The sequence below is a fragment of the Pseudomonas sp. Pse79 genome, assembly GCF_024519615.1.
GTDB lineage: Bacteria > Pseudomonadota > Gammaproteobacteria > Pseudomonadales > Pseudomonadaceae > Aquipseudomonas > Aquipseudomonas veronii.
This window is the reverse complement of the sequence record NZ_JALJRR010000002.1, coordinates 496,184-514,719: the sequence shown is the minus strand read 5'-3', so window position 1 is coordinate 514,719 and position 18,536 is coordinate 496,184. Positions and strand designations below refer to the sequence as shown.

Annotated in this window: 14 protein-coding genes; 3 read left to right on the top strand and 11 right to left on the bottom strand. The window is 63.4% G+C overall.

Features of this window, described 5'->3' with window-relative positions; all coding sequences use genetic code 11:
• The 11 genes from NR164_RS05545 to tssA form a co-directional block, all read right to left on the bottom strand.
• On the bottom strand, positions 1–2,467 hold a 2,467-nt coding region (locus NR164_RS05545; RefSeq protein ID WP_256822427.1), incomplete at its 3' end, for a DUF6531 domain-containing protein.
• A 12-nt stretch (positions 2,468–2,479) separates the two neighbouring features.
• The gene (locus NR164_RS05540; protein ID WP_079444942.1) at positions 2,480–2,914 is read right to left on the bottom strand and encodes a DcrB-related protein; all 435 of its coding nucleotides are present in this window, start codon (positions 2,912–2,914) and stop codon (positions 2,480–2,482) included.
• Between the two features lie 15 nt (positions 2,915–2,929).
• Positions 2,930–4,870 carry a type VI secretion system Vgr family protein gene (locus NR164_RS05535; RefSeq protein ID WP_256822426.1) on the bottom strand — a complete coding sequence of 647 codons (1,941 nt, stop codon included), beginning with the start codon at positions 4,868–4,870 and terminating at the stop codon, positions 2,930–2,932.
• Between the two features lie 148 nt (positions 4,871–5,018).
• Positions 5,019–7,676 carry a type VI secretion system ATPase TssH gene (gene tssH, locus NR164_RS05530; protein WP_057004026.1) on the bottom strand — a complete coding sequence of 886 codons (2,658 nt, stop codon included), beginning with the start codon at positions 7,674–7,676 and terminating at the stop codon, positions 5,019–5,021.
• Positions 7,669–8,712: a type VI secretion system baseplate subunit TssG gene (gene tssG / locus NR164_RS05525; protein ID WP_046381629.1), complete on the bottom strand. Its 1,044-nt coding sequence runs from the start codon at positions 8,710–8,712 to the stop codon at positions 7,669–7,671. The genes tssH and tssG overlap by 8 nt, the downstream gene beginning before the upstream one ends.
• Positions 8,676–10,535 (bottom strand): type VI secretion system baseplate subunit TssF, encoded by a 1,860-nt coding sequence (gene tssF, locus NR164_RS05520; RefSeq protein WP_256822425.1) that lies wholly within the window; start codon positions 10,533–10,535, stop codon positions 8,676–8,678. Before tssF ends, tssG begins: the two co-directional genes overlap by 37 nt.
• Entirely contained in the window at positions 10,532–11,047 is a 516-nt protein-coding gene (tssE, locus tag NR164_RS05515) for a type VI secretion system baseplate subunit TssE (protein WP_005792513.1), read from the bottom strand. Before tssE ends, tssF begins: the two co-directional genes overlap by 4 nt.
• A 78-nt stretch (positions 11,048–11,125) precedes the next feature.
• Positions 11,126–11,614: a type VI secretion system tube protein Hcp gene (locus NR164_RS05510; RefSeq protein WP_003195562.1), complete on the bottom strand. Its 489-nt coding sequence runs from the start codon at positions 11,612–11,614 to the stop codon at positions 11,126–11,128.
• A gap of 175 nt (positions 11,615–11,789) precedes the next feature.
• Positions 11,790–13,286: a type VI secretion system contractile sheath large subunit gene (gene tssC / locus NR164_RS05500; protein ID WP_017849979.1), complete on the bottom strand. Its 1,497-nt coding sequence runs from the start codon at positions 13,284–13,286 to the stop codon at positions 11,790–11,792.
• Positions 13,287–13,288: 2 nt separating this feature from the next.
• Positions 13,289–13,795 (bottom strand): type VI secretion system contractile sheath small subunit, encoded by a 507-nt coding sequence (gene tssB, locus NR164_RS05495; protein WP_017849978.1) that lies wholly within the window; start codon positions 13,793–13,795, stop codon positions 13,289–13,291.
• Between the two features lie 54 nt (positions 13,796–13,849).
• Entirely contained in the window at positions 13,850–14,872 is a 1,023-nt protein-coding gene (tssA, locus tag NR164_RS05490; protein ID WP_046381631.1) for a type VI secretion system protein TssA, read from the bottom strand.
• Positions 14,873–15,266: 394 nt separating this feature from the next.
• On the opposite strand from tssA, the gene tagH reads away from it, so the two are divergent.
• From tagH to tssK, 3 genes are read left to right on the top strand one after another with little or no spacing between them, the layout of a single operon-like run.
• Positions 15,267–16,613, top strand: coding sequence for a type VI secretion system-associated FHA domain protein TagH (gene tagH, locus NR164_RS05485; RefSeq protein ID WP_256822424.1), 1,347 nt, complete (start codon positions 15,267–15,269; stop codon positions 16,611–16,613).
• A gap of 52 nt (positions 16,614–16,665) precedes the next feature.
• On the top strand, positions 16,666–17,178 hold the full coding sequence (gene tssJ / locus NR164_RS05480) for a type VI secretion system lipoprotein TssJ (protein WP_046381633.1): 513 nt from the start codon (positions 16,666–16,668) through the stop codon (positions 17,176–17,178).
• An 18-nt stretch (positions 17,179–17,196) separates the two neighbouring features.
• On the top strand, positions 17,197–18,531 hold the full coding sequence (tssK, locus tag NR164_RS05475; RefSeq protein ID WP_046381634.1) for a type VI secretion system baseplate subunit TssK: 1,335 nt from the start codon (positions 17,197–17,199) through the stop codon (positions 18,529–18,531).
• The last annotated feature ends 5 nt before the right edge of the window (positions 18,532–18,536 follow it).

Here is an 18,536-nt window from a genome sequence, read left to right as displayed (position 1 = left end):
TCTCGTTGACCAGCGCTTGCAGCCGCCCATAGCTGTCATAGCCGAATTGCACCTGCCGGCCATGGGCGTCGGTGCGCTGGCGTACCTGACCGCGACGGTTGTGCTGGTAGAGCGTGGTGTGCCCGGCCGGGTCGGTGTAGCCCACCAACTGACCGCTGACATCGCGCTGATAGCGCTCAATGCGTCCGTCCGGCAGTTGGCTGCTGAGCAAACGCCCGTTGGCGTCATAGCTGAATTGAGTGCGTTCGCCGAGGGCGTCGGTGATGACCTGCAAATAGCCTCGCTCGTCATAGCTGAAGCGCGTGGGGTAACCCGAGCAGTCAATGTGCTCGACCAGTTGCCCGAACGAATTCCACCGCAGCTTCTTGCGTTTACCCGTGGCGTCGACGATTTCCACGACCTGTCCATGGGCGTCGTAGCGATAGCGAGTGATATGACCCAGCGGATCGGTTTCGGCGATGCAGTTGCCGCGCGGGTCGTAGCGATACTGCCAGCTGTGGCCGGCGGCGTCGGTTTCCACCAGCGGTAAGGCCCAATGTTCCAGCCACAGCGTCGAATCGCTGCGGCCCAGCGGGTCGGAATCGCCGATCAGGTTGCCGGCCTCGTCGTAACTGTATGCGTAGCGCCCACCCTGTGGATCGGTGGCACTGAGCAATTGGCGTTCGTCGTTCCACTCGAACAACCAGGTCTGGCCGAGGTTGTCGCTGTATTGAATGATCTGGTGCTGGGTATTCCAGTGGCGGCTGCTGACGCGTTGCAAGCCGTCGGTAATGCGGGTGAGGCCGGCTTTCAAGTCATAGTCGAACTGGTAGGCGTCACCCTCGTCGGTCCAGTGCCGGACCACGCGCCATTCCAGGTCTTCGACCAGCGCCCATTCATAGAAGCAACGCAACCCGGTGGGCAACTGATGCTCCACCATCCGGCGCCCGGCGTCGTAGGCGAAGCGCCGCTGCACCTGGCCGGTGGTATCGCGTACCTCAGCCAGATTTCCCGCCGTGTCGTAGGTATAGCTGACGAGCACTTCGCGGCGTTGATCGGGATAGATGCGTTCGATATGAGTGACGCGTTCACGCTCGCGCACCAGTTCGACTTGCACCAGATCGAAAGTATCGCGCAGGCGCACCAGGCGCCCGGCGGCGTCATAGTCGACGTGGATACGGTTGTCGTTGCGGTCACCGAGCTGAGTCAGGCGAAGCAAGCCAGCATTGGTCGGGGTCGGTTCGAACAGCCGGTACAGGCCGTCATCACTTTCGATCAGCAACTGCCCGTTGAGGTGGCGCCGCACGGAGAGTCCTTCACCGGCACTGAACACCGCGCCGCCCAGGGCAATCGAGCCCATGTCGATCGGTCGGCCCTGCTCATCGGTGTAGACCAGCGTATCGCCGCCGTCGGGATGAGGGCGGACCTCGACGCACACCTCATAGGCGACACTCCAGCCCGCGCCGAACAGACTGCCGGGGCGTTCGTCGCGGCTGTTGTAGATGCGTTGCCAGTCGATTGGCAGGATGCCGGGCAGCACGAAATCCAGCTCCTCGACATCGCCCAGCACTTTCGCGCCGGTCGCCGCATGCACCGGGTTGGACGAGCCCATGGCCGCGTTGGCCATCGCGCCCATTGCACTGCTGACCGCCATCGAAGTCGCGCCGCCGATCAGCATGCACGGCAGCTTGCTGAAGAACTTGCCCTTGCCGCCCTTGAGCATCAACAACGCCGTGACTGCGAGCCCGACGCCGGGTGTCTTGCCGCTGCGGATTTCCCGCACCACCACTGAGCCGCCGCCAATCGTCACGTTGGATGAAATCAGCCCGGAAGACACCACGCTGGCGTCGCACGTACTGCGGTCGCCGCTGCGCACCGCCGGTTGACCATTGATCGTGACCTTGGACGAACCTTCGGCGAGAAACTGCGGCGGCATCGGTGGATGCTTCATGCACGCGACCAAGTCCAACGGCTTTGGCACGGCGCCTGGCGCCGGAGTGGCAACCGTGGGGCGCCACATCTGCGAGAAGAAACTCTCGGCCATGTCCAGATAACTGGCCTCGGGTTCCGGCTCGGGTGCTTCCAGTTCGGTGCCTGCCGGCGCCACATGAGAGCTGATCGCCCCGGCGGCCCGGGCGGCAGGGATGTTGTTGGTCAGGGTATCGGTTGAGCCGGTGAGAATATTCGCCTGTACTGTGGGCGGGAAAAGGGCATTGCTGAAGCTATCGCATAAATTCGTCAGGCCTTTGTCTGCACCGGTCTTGCTCATGGCAAGGCCAACAATCGTGCCCACCACCGCGCCCAACAGGAAGCACCCCAACCCGCCGGTCACGACGGTAATCCCTGTGGCAGCGACAACGGCAGCAGTCGCCACGGCAGTGATCGCGATATTGGCAGCCACCTCCAGCACACCGCCGAGGATGTCGGCCATCATCGAGGTGTGGGCCAGTGCATCGCCCATGCGAGCGGCCCAGAGTGCGTCAGACATACAAGTGGCTCATCAAGAAATAGCGTCGAACGACAGCGAGTTCTTGATCGTCGCCCAATGCGCCGCCTCGGCATCCCCCAGCGTGTCTGCCTTGACGTAACTCAAGGCGAGCATCTTGCGCGTCCCCGGCAACACCAACGCCAGTTGATACTGGAACACCTTGTCATTGCCCTTGTTGAACTGGCTGCGCAGCTCGATACCTTCCACCTCTTGGGCGGCGCCCAAGCGCACGGTGACGCTCGGTTGGCAGCGCAAGTCCTGCACCTGTTTTTCCAGGCGCTTGAGTTGGTCGTCGAAGTTGCTGTGCAGGGTTTCGCCTTCGGCGAGCAGGCTGCGGCTGACGATCAGGGAAGTGCCCAGCTCGGGGAACTTGAGGATATTGATCGACGCGTCCTGCAGCTCGCCGGCCGGCAGTTGGAACTGGAATTCGTTGATTCGGTACGTCATGGAAGACAGGTCTCGTCAGGAGCTTTTAGGCGCGGGGAACGCGGCTTTGATGTTGGCGTCGATGCTGGCTTTTATGCCTTGACCATCGGGCGTCGCGCCGGGGCCGCCGCCATTGTTCAGGTGCAGCACGCCGCCGGTGTTGAACTCGGCATCGCCGCTGGCGTAGAAGCTGATTTGCACGCCGGTGAGGTTGATCTGCCCGCTGGCGTTCAACTCCAGGATGCTTTCGCCGCAGACCAGGCGTAGGTTTTCGCCCACTTCGATGACGTAACTCTGGCTGATGCTGTCGGTCTTCCTCTGGCCCACCGAGAGGATGTCTTCCTGCTTGACGATGCGCAGGCGGTTGTTGCCAATCGTCACCGTCTCGTTGTGCCCAATACTCTTGTTGCGGTCATGCCCCACCGAGTGGCTCTCATCCACCTCGACGACGATGTCCTGATTGCGCTCGGCATGGATATACAACTGTTCCACCCCCTTCTTGTCCTCCATGCGGATTTCATTGAAGTTGGCTGGCGTGCCGCCCTTGCTCGAACGACTTTTCATGCCGCTCTGGGTCGCGTTCTCCGGCAAATCGTAGGGCACCGTCTGCTCCGCGTTGTACACCCGCCCAGTAATAATCGGCCGGTCCGGGTCGCCTTCCAGAAAGCTCACAATCACCTCCTGGCCGATCCGTGGGATCTGCATCGAGCCCCAGTTCTTGCCGGCCCAGGATTGCGATACGCGTATCCAGCACGAGCTGTTTTCGTTGGACTGGTCGTGGCGGTCCCAGTAGAAATGCACCTTCACGCGGCCGTACTGGTCGGTCCAGATTTCCTCGCCTTTGGGGCCGACCACCAGCGCGGTCTGCGGGCCTTTGACGATGGGGCGATAGGTGTTGGCCAGCGGGCGGAAGCTTTGTTGGGCATCGATGCAGGTCAGGCTGCTGTCGAACTGCGCCGAGCTGGAGCCGCCGCCGCTTTCCAGGCTTTCCTGAACGATGTAATAGCGGCAGCCGACGATCAGGTATTCGCGGTTCTGGTCCTGGCGGCTGAAGCCGGTGAGGCTGAACAGATGGCCGGAACCGAGGCCGCGGGCGTTGCCGTTGAATTCGATTTGTTCATGCAGGGTTTGCAGGGCTTCGATGCGGGTGCGCGCGTAGTGTTCGCCGTCCGCGCTTTGCACGTAGGTGCCGGGGTAGTCGTACAGCGGGTAGTCGCCGGCGGCGTGCGGGCGTGGCATCGCCGAGCGCACGTCGATGCTCGCGCTGGGGCGCTGGAAGTCGTAGTCGTTGAGCTCCAGCGAGCCCGGCTGCACTTGCTGGGCCAGGTGCCAGTTGTACAGGTGGTCGCGTTCGCGTTGCTGCTCGTCCTTGGGGTAGTACGGAATCGACACGTAGCCCGGCGCCGTGGCGTGGGCGCCGTAGGCATCGGCCAGTACCAGCACGTGGCGGTCCTGTTCATGGCGGAAGAAGTAGTAAATGCCTTCCTGTTCCATCAAGCGGCTGACGAAATCGAAGCTGGTCTCGCGGTACTGCACGCAGTATTCCCACTCGCGGTACGGCCGGCTCAGGGCGTCTTCAAAGTCGGAAAAGCCGAGGTCGCGGAACACTTGCTTGATGATCTGCGGGATGCTCAGGTTCTGGAAAATCCGGCAGTCCGACGTGCGGCTCAGCAGCCACAGCCACGGGCGCAGCGTCACCTGGTAGCTGGCGAACTGGCCCTGGTCGATGCTCTGGCTGCACTGCGCGACGATGCCGTGAAAGTGCCGCTCGCCGCCGTCCGCCAATTGCACGCCGACGCTCATCGGCTTGCCCAGCAACTGGTTGAGGTCGATGTTGGCGTCCAGGGAGGTCAGTTGCAGCTCATAGGCGAACAGCCGACCCAACTCTTCGCCGCCACCCATTTGATTGAGCAACAGCACGTCCGGCCCGAGGGGGCTGGTGATCTTGGCCAGGCGTGAGGTTTGGTTGAATAGCATCGAAGTACCCTAATAGCTGAAGGAACCCAATCAAAATGTGGGAGGGGGCTTGCCCCCGATAGCAGTGTGTCAGTTGATGTATCAGGTGACTGATTCACCGCCATCGGGGGCAAGCCCCCTCCCACATTTTTGATCGTGTTTCTTCAGGTCAATCGTTGAACTGATAGTGCAATTCATTATCCCGGCTACTGATCCGCACACCCGCCAGCGCCTTGCCTTCGAGCATGCGCGTGAGGAATTCACGGCTCATGTCCGGCAGCAGGCTGTTGGTGAGGATCGTGTCGATCATGCGCCCGCCGCTTTCGGTCTCGGTGCAGCGCGAGACGATCAAATCGACCACCGCGTCGTCGTAATCGAAGGCGACTTTGTGGGTGTTCTGCACACGCTTCTTGATGCGCTCGAGTTGCAGGCGGGTGATCGCCTTGAGCATCTCGTCGCTCAGCGGGTAATACGGGATGGTCACCAGTCGGCCGAGCAGTGCGGGCGGGAAAATTTCCAGCAGCGGCTGGCGCAGGGCTTTGGCAATGTCTTCCGGCGCGGGGATGTTCGCCGGGTCTTTGCAGACCTGGGAAATCAACTCGGTGCCGGCGTTGGTGGTCAGCAGGATCAGCGTGTTCTTGAAGTCGATGACCCGGCCTTCGCCGTCTTCCATCACGCCCTTGTCGAACACCTGGAAGAAGATCTCGTGTACGTCCGGGTGGGCTTTTTCCACCTCGTCCAGCAGCACCACGCTGTAGGGTTTGCGCCGTACCGCTTCGGTCAGCACGCCGCCTTCGCCGTAGCCGATGTAGCCCGGTGGCGCGCCCTTGAGGGTCGACACGGTGTGGGCTTCCTGGAACTCGCTCATGTTGATGGTGATGACGTTCTGCTCGCCGCCGTACATGGCTTCGGCCAGGGCCAGGGCGGTTTCGGTCTTGCCCACGCCGGAGGTGCCGGCCAGCATGAACACGCCGATCGGCTTGCTCGGGTTGTCGAGGCCGGCGCGGGAGGTCTGGATGCGCTTGGCGATCATCTGCAAGGCGTGGTCCTGGCCGATGATGCGTTTCTTCAGGTGCTGGTCGAGGTTGAGCACGGTTTCCAGTTCGTTGCGCGCCATGCGGCCGACCGGGATGCCGGTCCAGTCGGCGACCACCGAGGCCACGGCCTGGTAATCCACGGTCGGCAGGATCAGCGGGGTTTCGCCTTGCAGCGCGGTGAGGCGCTGCTGCAGGTCGACCAATTGCGCACGCAACTCATCGTTGCCGCTGTCGACCACGCCGACTTTTTCACGCAACGTCGCGCGGGTGGCGAGCAACTCATCGACCAGGGTTTTCTCTTCGGCCCAGCGGCTTTCCAGGCTGGCCAGGCGCTCGCGCTCGGCACTCAGCAGGGCTTCGCTGTTGCTCTGGCGTGCCCCGATGGCGATGCCGATCGCATGCTCGCGGGCGATGATCTGCAGCTCGGTTTCCAGGGCTTCGATGCGGCGACGGCTGTCGTCGACTTCGGCCGGCACCGCATGCAGGCTGATGGCGACGCGGGCGCAGGCGGTGTCCAGCAGGCTGACGGATTTATCCGGCAACTGGCGCGCCGGGATGTAGCGGTGGGACAGCTTCACCGAGGCTTCCAGTGCTTCGTCGAGGATCTGCACCTGATGGTGTTTCTCCATGGTCGAGGCCACGCCGCGCATCATCAGCAGCGCCTTGTCTTCCGACGGTTCGGCCACCTGCACTACCTGGAAACGGCGGGTCAGGGCCGGGTCTTTTTCGATGTGTTTCTTGTACTCGGCCCAGGTGGTCGCGGCCACGGTACGCAAGGTGCCGCGGGCCAGGGCCGGTTTGAGCAGGTTGGCTGCGTCACCGGTGCCGGCGGCACCACCGGCACCCACCAGGGTGTGGGCTTCGTCGATGAACAGGATGATCGGCTTCGGCGAGGCCTGGACGTCTTCGATGACCTGGCGCAGGCGCTGTTCGAATTCGCCTTTCATGCTGGCGCCGGCTTGCAGCAGGCCGACGTCGAGGCTGCGCAGTTCCACGTCTTTCAGCGCGGGCGGCACGTCGCCGGCGACGATGCGCAGGGCGAAGCCTTCGACCACGGCAGTCTTGCCCACGCCGGCTTCACCGGTGAGGATCGGGTTGTTCTGGCGTCGACGCATGAGGATATCCACCAACTGGCGGATCTCTTCGTCGCGGCCGACGATCGGGTCGAGCTTGCCGCTGCGTGCCTGTTCGGTCAGGTCGACCGTGAAACGCTTGAGCGCTTCCTGCTTGCCCATCGCACTCGGCGCCATCGCACCGCTGGCTTCGCCCGGAACGGCGCCGGCGTTGAAACCGTCGCTGGCCGTCAACGCATTCTCCGGCGAGTCGCCGACGTACTCGTCAAAGCGTTCGCTCAGGGCTTCGGCCTTGACCTTGTCGAACTCCGCCGACAAACCCAACAGCGCATGGCGCAGGCTCGGCGTCTTCAGAATGCCCAGCAGCAGATAACCGGTACGCACCTGGCTTTCGCCGAACATCAGGCTGCCGTAGACCCAGCCGCGCTCTACGGCTTCTTCCACATGGGAGGACAGGTCGGTGATCGAAGTCGAGCCCCGCGGCAGGCGGTCAAGGGCTTCGGTCAGGTCGCGGGCCAGGCGCGCCGGTTCCACGTTGAACTGACGGATGATGCGGTGCAGGTCCGAGTCCTGCAGTTGCAGCAACTGGTGAAACCAGTGGGCCAGTTCCACATACGGATTGCCCCGCAGCTTGCAGAACACCGTGGCGGCTTCGATGGCTTTGTAGGCCACGCTGTTGAGTTTGCCGAACAGTGCGGCGCGACTGATTTCACCCATGCTCTGGATTCCTTGAGGTGGTGGCGTGATCGGCGTAATGCCGGGCCAGGATTAGGTCGTTGGCATCAACCGCAGGGCGGCCGAGCCAGGTGTTGAAGCCCAGGCGGAACCGGCCGTTGAGTTGCAGCGCCGGGACTTCGGGTTGTTGCAGAACCAGGTTCAAGTCCCAGTCCAATTCATGGCCCAGGTACTCGGCCACCCAGGCCACCAGCTCGTTGAACGGCTGGCTGCCGGGCAGCATGCCCATGTAGTCGTCCAGCGCGAGCGGGCCCAGGCGGATGCGGAATTTGTGCTGGCGGTCCCACACATGGCTGCCCAGGCAGAAGTCCACGCCGAGCCGGTTGGCGCTGACCCCGACGCGACTGCGCTCGGGCAGCTCGAGCCATTGGCCGATGTATTCTTCGATCTCTACCGGCAGGCCGAAGTACTCGCCAAGGATCGCCTTCAAGCCATCCGGGTAGCGGGTCTGCGCCGACAGGTGGCCGCTGTAATGCAGCTTTGCCGTGTCGGGGATCAGCCCCTGGTTGAGCAGGCTCGGCATGCCCCGACCGCTCAAGGCCGCGAGGCGCGCCGACCAGTAATCATCGTCCGGGCGGTCGTGGCTGACGGTCGGCCGCGCCTCGGCCCAGGCCCGGTAGAACAGGCTCAACAGGCGATGGTGGAAGATATCCAGGAACTGTTTGCTGGTGCTGTCGGCATTGTTGCGCTGGCGTTCGCGCACGTACTCGGTGATGTGCAGCGGCAGCGGGCCGTTGGGGCCGCCGAGGCCGAAAAAGTACTGCTGCAGCCGCGCTGGCTTGCCGTCGCCAGCGGGGTCGACCGAGGCCAGGGTGGCCGGGGCGAAGGTGCAGTCGGCCTGTTGCCCGAGGCGCAGCGGGTCGTCCGCCAGGCGCAGGGACTGGCCCAGGCGCGGCAGGTCCGGCGATTCGCACTCGATACGCCGCAGCGCCTGGAAGAAATCGTATTCCCAGGGCTCCTGGTGCATCGCATCCAGGGTACTCACAGGGTCGGACGACGTCCGGGCTTGGCTTTCCATCGCATGATCTCGCCGCGTTCGGTGGTACGGATCACCGTCTCGGTAAAACTGTTGATCGACACGTAGCGTGCCAGGAAGCGTTCCAGTACCGCACCGAGCAGGAACACGCCGGTGCCGCGAAACGCGTTTTCATCGAATTCCAAGGTGATTTCCAGGCCGCGCCCAAACACGATCGGGCCTGGCATCGGCAGGCGCCGGGTCACCGCTTTGCTGCTGACTTCGCGCAGGCCTTCGATCTGCAATTGCAGGGCGGCGTCGTTGCTGTCGCCATACAGGCGCAACAGTTCGCGCAAGGCGCCTGCGCCCTGGCCCTGTTCGCTCAGGGACAAGTAGTTGAGCGACAGCTGGCTGATCAGGCGCCAGGCCTTGGCGTCATGGGCGTGGCTGGCGCGCGGGCGGCTCGGCCCGGCGACGCAGCGCACGGCCAGCACCGGGGCGCTGTCGGCGAGGGTGAAGTCGGTCTTGCCATTGCCCACGCTCATGAACAGCGGCAAGTCGCGGTTGGTACACAGCGCGCTCACGCCGAGTTGGCGCAGGTCGTGGCGATAGGGCGCTTGCTGGCTGTCCACCAGGCTGACGAAGGTTTCGCTGCCCACGTAGGTGGAGCGCGGGCCGTTGCGCCGCTGGTCGCTGGACAGCACCCGCGGCTCACGGCGCACGGTGTAGTACGCCTGGTCGCGGCCATAACGCGAGGGGTCGCGCACCGCATAGAACGGCAGGAACGGCTGCTCCGGCCCGGTGCCATGGCCGGTGATGCCGTCGAGGGAGTGAATCTCGAAATCCATCGGCCGCGTGCGGTCGGCGATCACATGGTGTTCGTTGACCCGGTCGGACAAGTGGATACGGTCTACGCGTTTCGGGAACAGGTTGATCGCCGGGGTGCAGAACGGCAGGAACTGCGCGGCACCGACGCTGCCTTCCAGGCTCGGTTCGTGGCGGTCGAACAGCACGATCAGTTCCAGTTCCTGGCCGTCGCAACGCTTGACCGCACGGCCCAGTTCGGCGAACTCGACGAACAGGAAGCGGTGGGGCAGGGCGAAGTATTCCTGCAGCAACCGATAGCCCTGGAACGCCCGCGCCACCACGGGCATGGCCGCGTCGGCGTCGTCGAAACCGCGCGAGCGCAGCGCGTCCTGCGGCAGGCGCTCGACCCAATCGCCCCCCGGCTTGCGCGCAAACACCGCGCAGGCATTGCCCAGCAATTGTTCGTAGAGGCGGAACGGTTGCTCATCGGCGCCGCTGAGGTACAGCGGCAGGTTGTCCAGCGCGAGGCTGTTGAACGGCAACTCGGCGCCGGTGCGCAGGGTCAGGCGCAAACCGGCCTTGGCTTTCGGTTCGCTGGCCGCCAGGCGTCCGAGCACGGCGGCGGGGTTGCCGAAGTACTCGGCGTGGCTGACCTGCAACGGCCACAGCGTCACCGGGTGAGCGGTGCGGTACTCGCAGCAGGTCTGGGTTTCGCGGCCCAACGCGGCGCGCAATACGCTGTCGCGCGGCAACGGGAAACCGCTGGCCAGGGAGCCTTCATCCGGGTCGGTCTGCAGTTGCACCACGGTCATCGACGGGGTCGGCGCCAGGTAGTGCGGGTAGGCGATCTCCAGCAGGTTGTGGGTGAAGGTCGGGTACTCGGCGTCGAGCTTGAGCTGCACGCGGGCCGTGAGGTAGGCAAAGCCTTCGAGCAGACGTTCGACGTAGGGGTCGTCGCAGTCCATGCCGGACAGGCTCAGCCGACTGGCGATCTTCGGGTATTCCTTGGCGAACTCGGCGGCGCTTTCGCGCACGTGGTGCAGTTCCTGGTTGTACAGCTCCAGCAGGCGCGGGTTCATGGGCGTCTCCGCTGGTCGGCGTTGACCACGCGTACATGGCCCGACTCCAGGTCCAGGTCGGTTTGCAGCAGCAGGCGCAACGGCACCGGCTGTGCCCACAGGTCGCCTTCGATCTCGAAGCTCAGGGCGTTGTGGTTCATCTCGCCATGGCCGACACGGGCTTTGACCCGCAGGGTGTGGCGCAGAATACGTGGCTCAAAGGTGGCGATCGCCTGGTAGATCAGGGCTTCCAGGGCCTTGATGTCGACGCTGGAAACACTGTTGCCCGCCAGCGCCGGCAGGCCGTAATTGACCACCGAGGTGCCGGCCGGGGTGTGCAGGGTGGCATCGGCGTCGAGCAACGACGTGGTGTTGAGCAGCCACGCCAGGTCACGCAGCACCGAGGCCTTCAATTGGGTGAGGGACAGCACGCGCTTGTCGGCGCTTTCCTTCGGGTTGGTTGGGTCGTCGTCGGTCAACCGGTCCAACAGGGACGGTTGCAGACGGTCGCGGGAAGCGATTTCAGTTACCACCAAAGCAGCTCCACGGACGGGTTGCGAGAGGGACAAAGTGCCTGTGGCCGTGGCGCTGGGCCACGGCCGCCAGGGCTATCAGCGCTTGGTGTTGGAACGGATGTTCCAGCCAAATTTGATCGCGCCGCCGTCTTTGGTGCCGTCGGCTTTCTGCGGTTGGTAGTCGACCATCACCTGGGCGAAGTTCAGGGTGACGTTTTCGGTCAGGCGATCATCGGAGCCCGAACCGCCAGTGCTCAGGGACGTGACCAGCACTTCTTCCAGGTTGATCACCATGTATTCGACCTGGCTTTCGCCACCGGCCTTGCGCACGGTCAGCTTGACCTTGTCGATGTGCTTGCCGCTGGCGCAGTGCATCATCAGGTTCGGCGAGGCCTTGTCGACGTACTTGGTCAGCGACAGGTCCTGGATGTTCACCTTGCCCGCGCCGCCGCCACCGCCTACGTGCATGTTGCCGGACTGGGACATGCCCCAGCTCCAGTTCAGTACGTCGATTTCGTCCTTGTGGGCTTTGTCCATGGACTCGCCCTTGATGTCGCCGATCTTGATGAAAATATCAACAGCCATGTTTTCTCCCTGTGTGGACTCAGCCACTGTATTTGTTAACGCCGCCGACCCCTGTAGGAGCGAGCTTGCTCGCGAAGGTCGTCAACGGTGACGCGGGCATCCTGGATGAACGCAGCGCCTTCAAGTTTTTCGCGAGCAAGCTCGCTCCTACAGGGAGCGAGCCAGTCCCGATTTTTTACGCGCTTTTCGCCGACGGCAGTTTCGATACCAGGCGCAGCGACACGGTCAGCCCTTCGAGCTGGTAGTGCGGGCGCAGGTAGAACTTGGAGTTGTAATAACCCGGGTTGCCCTCGACGTCTTCCACGATCACTTCGGCTGCCGCCAGTGGGTGCTGGGCCTTGGTGGTTTCGGTGGAGTGCGCCGGGTCGCCGTCGACGTAGTTGAGGATCCAGTCCTGCAACCAGCGCTGCATTTCGTCCTTCTCTTTGAAGGAACCGATCTTGTCGCGCACGATGCACTTCAAGTAGTGCGCGAAACGGCAGGTGGCGAACAGGTACGGCAGGCGTGCGGCCAGGTTGGCGTTGGCGGTGGCGTCCGGGTCGTCGTACTCGGCCGGCTTCTGCAGCGACTGCGCGCCGATGAACGCGGCGAAGTCGGTGTTCTTCTTGTGCAGCAGCGGCATGAAACCGTTCTTCGCCAGCTCCGCTTCACGACGGTCGCTGATGGCAATTTCGGTCGGGCACTTCATGTCCACGCCACCGTCATCGGTAGGGAACGTGTGGGCCGGCAGGTTTTCCACTTCACCGCCGGACTCCACGCCACGGATGCGCGAGCACCAGCCGTAGTGTTTGAACGAACGGTTGATGTTCACCGCCATCGCGTAGGCGGCGTTGGCCCAGGTGTACTTGGAGCTGTCGGCGCCGTCGGTGTTTTCTTCGAAGGCGAAGGCTTCCACCGGGTCGGTCTTGGCGCCATACGGCAGGCGCGCGAGGAAGCGCGGCATGGTCAGGCCGATGTAGCGCGAGTCTTCCGATTCACGCAGCGAGCGCCAGCCGGCGTATTCCGGGGTGGTGAAGATCTTGGTCAGGTCGCGCGGGTTCGACAGTTCCTGCCACGAGCCCATGCCCATCACGGTCGGCGAAGCGGCCGCGATGAACGGGGCGTGCATGGCGGCGCAGACTTTGGACAATTCGCCCAACAGCTCGACATCCGGTGGCGACTGGTCGAAGTAGTAGTCGCCGACCAGGCAACCGTAAGGTTCGCCGCCGAACTGGCCGTATTCTTCTTCGTACATCTTCTTGAAGATCGGGCTCTGATCCCAGGCGGTGCCCTTGAATTTCTTCAGGGTCTTGTGCAGGTCCGGCTTGGAGATGTTGAGCACGCGGATCTTCAGCTGCTCATCGCTCTCGGTGTTGTTGACCAGGTAGTGCAGGCCACGCCAGGCGCTTTCCAGCTGCTGGAAATCCGGGTGGTGGATGATCTGGTTGACCTGGGCGGTGAGCTTGGCGTCGATGGCGGCGATGATCGATTCGATCGACTTGATCGCGTCGTTGGACACCAGGTCAGTCTGTGCCAGCGCCTGCTCGGCGAGTGTCCGCACGGCGGTTTCCACGGCTTCGCGGGCACGCTCGGTCTTCGGTTTGAACTCTTGCAGCAACAGCGAGGCGAACTCGCTGGTTTCTTCGGTGGCGCCCAGGTTCTGAGCGCTTTCGCGCACGGTATTCTCGGTCATGATTACTGCTCCCCTGCCGGCTTCGGCGCGCTCGCAAGGGCCTGCAGCAATGCCGGGTCCTTGATCGCTTTCATGATGATTTCTTCAGCGCCGGTCTTGCCGTCCATGTAGGTCAGCAGGTTGGCCAACTGGGTACGGGCTTCGAGCAGCTTGTTCAGCGCATCGACCTTGCGGGCCACGGCGGCCGGGCTGAAGTCGTCCATGCTTTCGAAAGTGATGTCCAGGCTCAGGTTGCCTTCGCCGGTCAGCTCGTTGGGTACGTGGAACGCTACGCGCGGTTGCATGGCCTTGAGGCGCGAGTCGAAGTTGTCGACGTCTACTTCAAGGAACTTGCGGTCGGCCACGGGCGCGAGGGGCTCGGCGGGTTTGCCGGCGAGGTCGGCCATCACACCCATCACGAAGGGCAGCTGGACCTTTTTCTCGGCGCCGTAGAGCTCGACGTCGTACTCGATCTGCACTCGAGGCGCGCGGTTGCGCGCGATGAATTTCTGAGAACTTTGCTTCGCCACGTTGCTGCTCCTGGTCGCTTGAGCGACGGTGTTGTTACTGCGCAGTCGGGCGGCTTACTCGCCGTCCGGGCCACGCAGGTTTTCAAATTGGGACATGCCGTCGGGAATCAGATTGCGCACGATGGCCGCGAAGTCGGCATGCACCAGATGCTTTGCGCGGTTCAACAACACCGGCAGCGGGCTCGAAGGCTCGTGACGGGTGTAGTACGCAAGGATCTTGTCGAGGCTGCGCAGCACGTCATCGCGGTTGGCGATGTCGCCGCTGGGGCGCGGTGCGGTGGGGGCGGCGGCGAAGTCGGCCGAGGGGGCATTGTCGTCACTGACGGCCTCGGGTTCGCGGCTGCTGGTCTCACCGTTCGGTACAAATTGGCTGAGGATCTGCAGCGCCTGCTTGAGCGGTTGCTTCAACAGGCTGAGGTCGACGCCCTGGGCCGAGCCGACCTGGTCGCTGACCTGTTGTTCGATGGCTTCGCAGGCGGCACGCGCGGTGCTCAAGGCGTCGCGGGTGGCTTGCAGTTGCTCGGGGTCGCTGTCGAGGAACGCGGCGTTGAGCTGCTGGGCGCCGAGTTGTTCATCGGGAAAACTCATCAGGCCGCTGGCGTTCAGCGCGGCGCGCAGGCTCACGGCGCCGAAGGTGCGCGAGCGCGTGAGGATGCTTTCGCGCAGCAGGCGGATCGTCGCGTCGCCGGTCAAGCCGGACAGGGCGTTGATACGCACGGTGGGGTCGTTATCGTCGTCGGCATCCAGGCGCGGGTGCAGGTCGGCCCAGTATTCGCGCAGCAGCGCGTTGATCAGCGTGAGCGCGTCGGCCAACCCGACCACACCCTGGAGGGCGAGGGCGCTTTGCAGCAGGAAATGGGTGATGCGCAGGTCTTTGCTGCGTTGCAACAGGTCGAGGCTTTGCTGCTGGATGCTGCGCCAGTCCGGCGGTTCGGCAGGCAGGATGGCGTCGCCCATGCTGCGCTCGGGCTGCCCCTTGGCATCACGCTCCAGTTGTAGAAATTGCGCGTCATATTCCATGTCTTCGCCACATGGCGAAGTCGCGGAAACGGCGGCGAGCAGCAACGGCACATCCACTGAAATCGATCTCCCTATCGGCCCGTTAGATGACGGGCAATTCATGCATTAGTTGCGTGATGAACTTTGCATGTTTTCTTGGTCATATACACGTGGCGCCACTAATGTGCCATCACTGGTATTCAAGAAGTTGTGCATTTTTGGTGTAGTAGTTATGGCTTGTCAAGGTAAGCTATTCGCCCTCTGTGACAGATGTGCGGTACTTAACAACCTGCGCGACTGGTGAGTCGAGTGGTGTTCCACGATAGGGTTTTTGTCATTGAGGCCAGTTAAGATCTGCGATCATGCTGGCAAAAAGCAGATTATGACCGTGGTTTGCGTCGCCTGGCGCGATCTCTCGGGAAAGGCGCTCGCCGGGAATCGATTGCGCGCGAAGTATCAGCAAGGAGGCAAGATGTCGCTGTGTTTGACTATCACTAGTTATCACAAGATTACCCCTGGGCAGTGTGCCGAAAAGTCCTTGAACCAGGGCTCGATGGCTATCGGCCGCAGCTCGGATAATGACTGGGTATTGCCTGATCCTGAGCGTCTGGTGTCCTCGAAACATTGCGTAATTCAATACAAAGATGGTCGTTATTATTTAACCGATAACAGTACAAACGGTGTGGAGTTGGTTAACGCCGGCATCCGTCTGCGTCGGGGTAATAGCGAGCCGTTGCAGGATGGCGAGCTGATCCGCATCGGTGATTACGAAATCCAGGCGCGCATCGATTTCAACGTACAGGCTGTGGATAGCCAGGCGTTTGCCGGGGATTCCCCGAACAGTTTTGAAGCGCTGATGGGCGCCGTCGCCAGCAAGCCGGTAGCCACGCCAGTGATCGCGCCGCAGTTCCAGGGCGCGTCGTCGATGGACACCTTGCCGGACCTCTTCGATTTTCTCAGCCCGACCGCCGTGCCGCCGCCGACCGTGGCCGATCATGTGCCGTCCGAGCAACACGACTTCCGCCCGCCGACCCCGGTGGCCGTGCCGGTGCCGGTGGCCGTGCCGGTGCCGGTGGTCGAGCCGCCGGCCGCGTCGGGCTCGGTCATCCCTGAGGATTGGGACCTGTTTGGCGACACACCGGCGCCGGTGGTCAGCGCACCGCCACCGCCTGCGCCGGTGATCGCGCCGCCACCTGTGGTCGAGCCTGTGCTCCCGGTGGCCGCCGCCCAGCAACCCGATCTTTTGCACGCCTTCCTGCGCGGCGCCGGCCTGGACCCATTGCGCCTGGACAAGGCCCAGGCCGAAGCCCAGATGGAAAGCATCGGCCGCAGCTACCGGCTGATGGTCGAAGGCCTGATCGACGTGTTGCGTGCCCGCGCCAGCCTCAAGGGCGAATTCCGCATGCAGCAGACGATGATCCAGCCCGCGGAAAACAATCCGTTGAAATTCGCCCCGAATGCCGACGAAGCGCTACAGCTGCTGCTGCGTCATGGCAACCAAGCGTTTATGGCACCGGACATCGCAGTGCGCGACAGTTTCGACGACCTGCGCGCTCACCAATTGGCGGTGATGGCCGGTGTGGAAGCGGCGATCAAACACCTGCTCAGCCGCTTCGAACCGGCGCAGCTGGAAGAACGCATGGGCAAGCCCGGCGGGCTGTCGAGCCTGTTCAGCGGCTCGCGCCAGGCCCAGTACTGGCAGCAGTTCACCGAGCTCTACAGCAATATTTCCCGCGAGGCCCAGGAAGATTTCCAGGACCTGTTCGGCCGCGAATTCAGCCGAGCCTACGAAGAGCACAGCGCACGCCAGCGTCGCTGAGCCGCAATGCATGGATAAAACGGAAAGCTAAGTACGTCATTGAGGACGAAGGATGATTCCCAGGTTTTTACTCGCAGTGGCCAGCCTGCTGATGCTGGCGGCGTGTACCAAGGATGTCGCCGAACCCCAGGCCAGCGCCGCCGAGGTTGAAGCGAACAGCGCTGCCGTCGAGCTGCACTTTCACGCGATTGCCGGGCTCAACCCCGGCGCCAACGGCCAGGCCGCCCCGGTGCGGGTGCGGATTTTCGAACTGAAAAACGCCGCCACCTTCGGCCGTTCGGATTACTTCGCCCTGGCTGACCGTGCGCAATCCACCCTCGGTCTCGACCTGCTGGACCAGGACGAAGTGATGGTGCAGCCCGGCCAGCAGTTGAGCATCCAGCGCGACCTCGACCCGTCCACCCGCCAGATCGGCCTGTTGGTGGGCTACCGCGAGCTGGACCGCGCGCAATGGCGCACGGTGCTCAACGTGCCGCCGCGCCAATACACCGAATACCAGATCAGCCTCGATGTGCGCGCCGTGCGTGCGGACGTCGTGGTTTCCCCATCCAGCCCAGCCCAATAACAAGCAATCGGAGCCCCCATGTCCTGGAACAATCGCGTGGTCTGGTCGGAAGGCATGTTCATCGGAACGCAGCACTTCCAGCAGCATGACCGTTACCTGGAAAACCTGATCGACGCCCGCAGTCGCCCGTTGTCGGCCGGGGCCTGGGGGTTTTCCGAGCTGCTGATCGATCAGGGCCTGCTGGCCCAGGGCAAGCTGGCGATTGTGTCGGCACGCGGCCTGCTGCCCGACGGCACGCCGTTCAATATCCCCCAGGATGACTTGGCGCCCAGCCCGCTGAATATCGACGATAGCCTGCGCGACGGTCTCGTCTACCTGGCCTTGCCGCTCAAGCGCGCAGGGGCCCGCGACACCGTCGACGACGGCGAAGCGCTTGGCGCCGCCCGCTACGTGAGCCAGGTGCGCGAAGTGCGTGACGACAACGCACCGTTCGAGAACCGCGCCCCGGTGGCCGTCGGCTCCCGTGCGCTGCGCCTGTTGACCGCGCAGGACGGCATCAGCGATTACGCCGCGATCGGCCTGGTGCGTATCAAGGAAAAACGCGCCGACCGTGCGCTGGTCCTCGACGACAGCTACATCCCGCCAGTCCTCGATGTGGCCGCGAGCAAACCGCTGACCGCGTTTCGCAGCGAACTGCTCGGCCTGCTGCACCAGCGCGGCGAAGCCCTGGCCGGGCGTGTGGTCGCCTCGGGCGCGGGCGGCGCGTCGGAGATTGCCGACTTCATGCTGTTGCAACTGGTCAACCGTGCCCAGCCGCTGATCCAGCACCTCAGCCAACTGAGCCCGCTGCACCCGGAGCGGTTGTTCAGCGAACTGGTCAGCCTGGCCGGTGAGTTCGCTACCTTCTCCACCACCGGCCGGCGCCCCCAGGAATACCCGCAGTACCAGCACGACGACCTGGCCTTGAGTTTTGCCCCGGTGATGCAGGCCCTGCGTGAAGCGCTGTCGATGTTGATCGACAGCAAGGCCACGCCGATCCCGATCGTCGAGAAAGCCTACGGCATCCACGTGGCCATGCTCGCCGACAAAACCCTGATCGACAGCGCCAGTTTCATCCTCGTGGTACGCGCCGATGTGCCCGGCGAGACCCTGCGCGCGCGCTTCGGCCAGCAGAGCAAAGTCGGCTCGGTGGAGCACATTCGCGACCTGGTCAACCTGCAACTGCCCGGCATTGGCCTGCTGCCGTTGCCGGTGGCGCCGCGCCAACTGCCGTACCACGCAGGCTCGACCTATTACGAGCTGGACCGGGGCAGCGAGCACTGGCAGCAGTTGAGCAATTCCGGCGGCTTCGCCTTCCATATCGCCGGGCAGTTCCCGGGCTTGAACCTGGCCTTCTGGGCGATCCGAGGATAATCCGC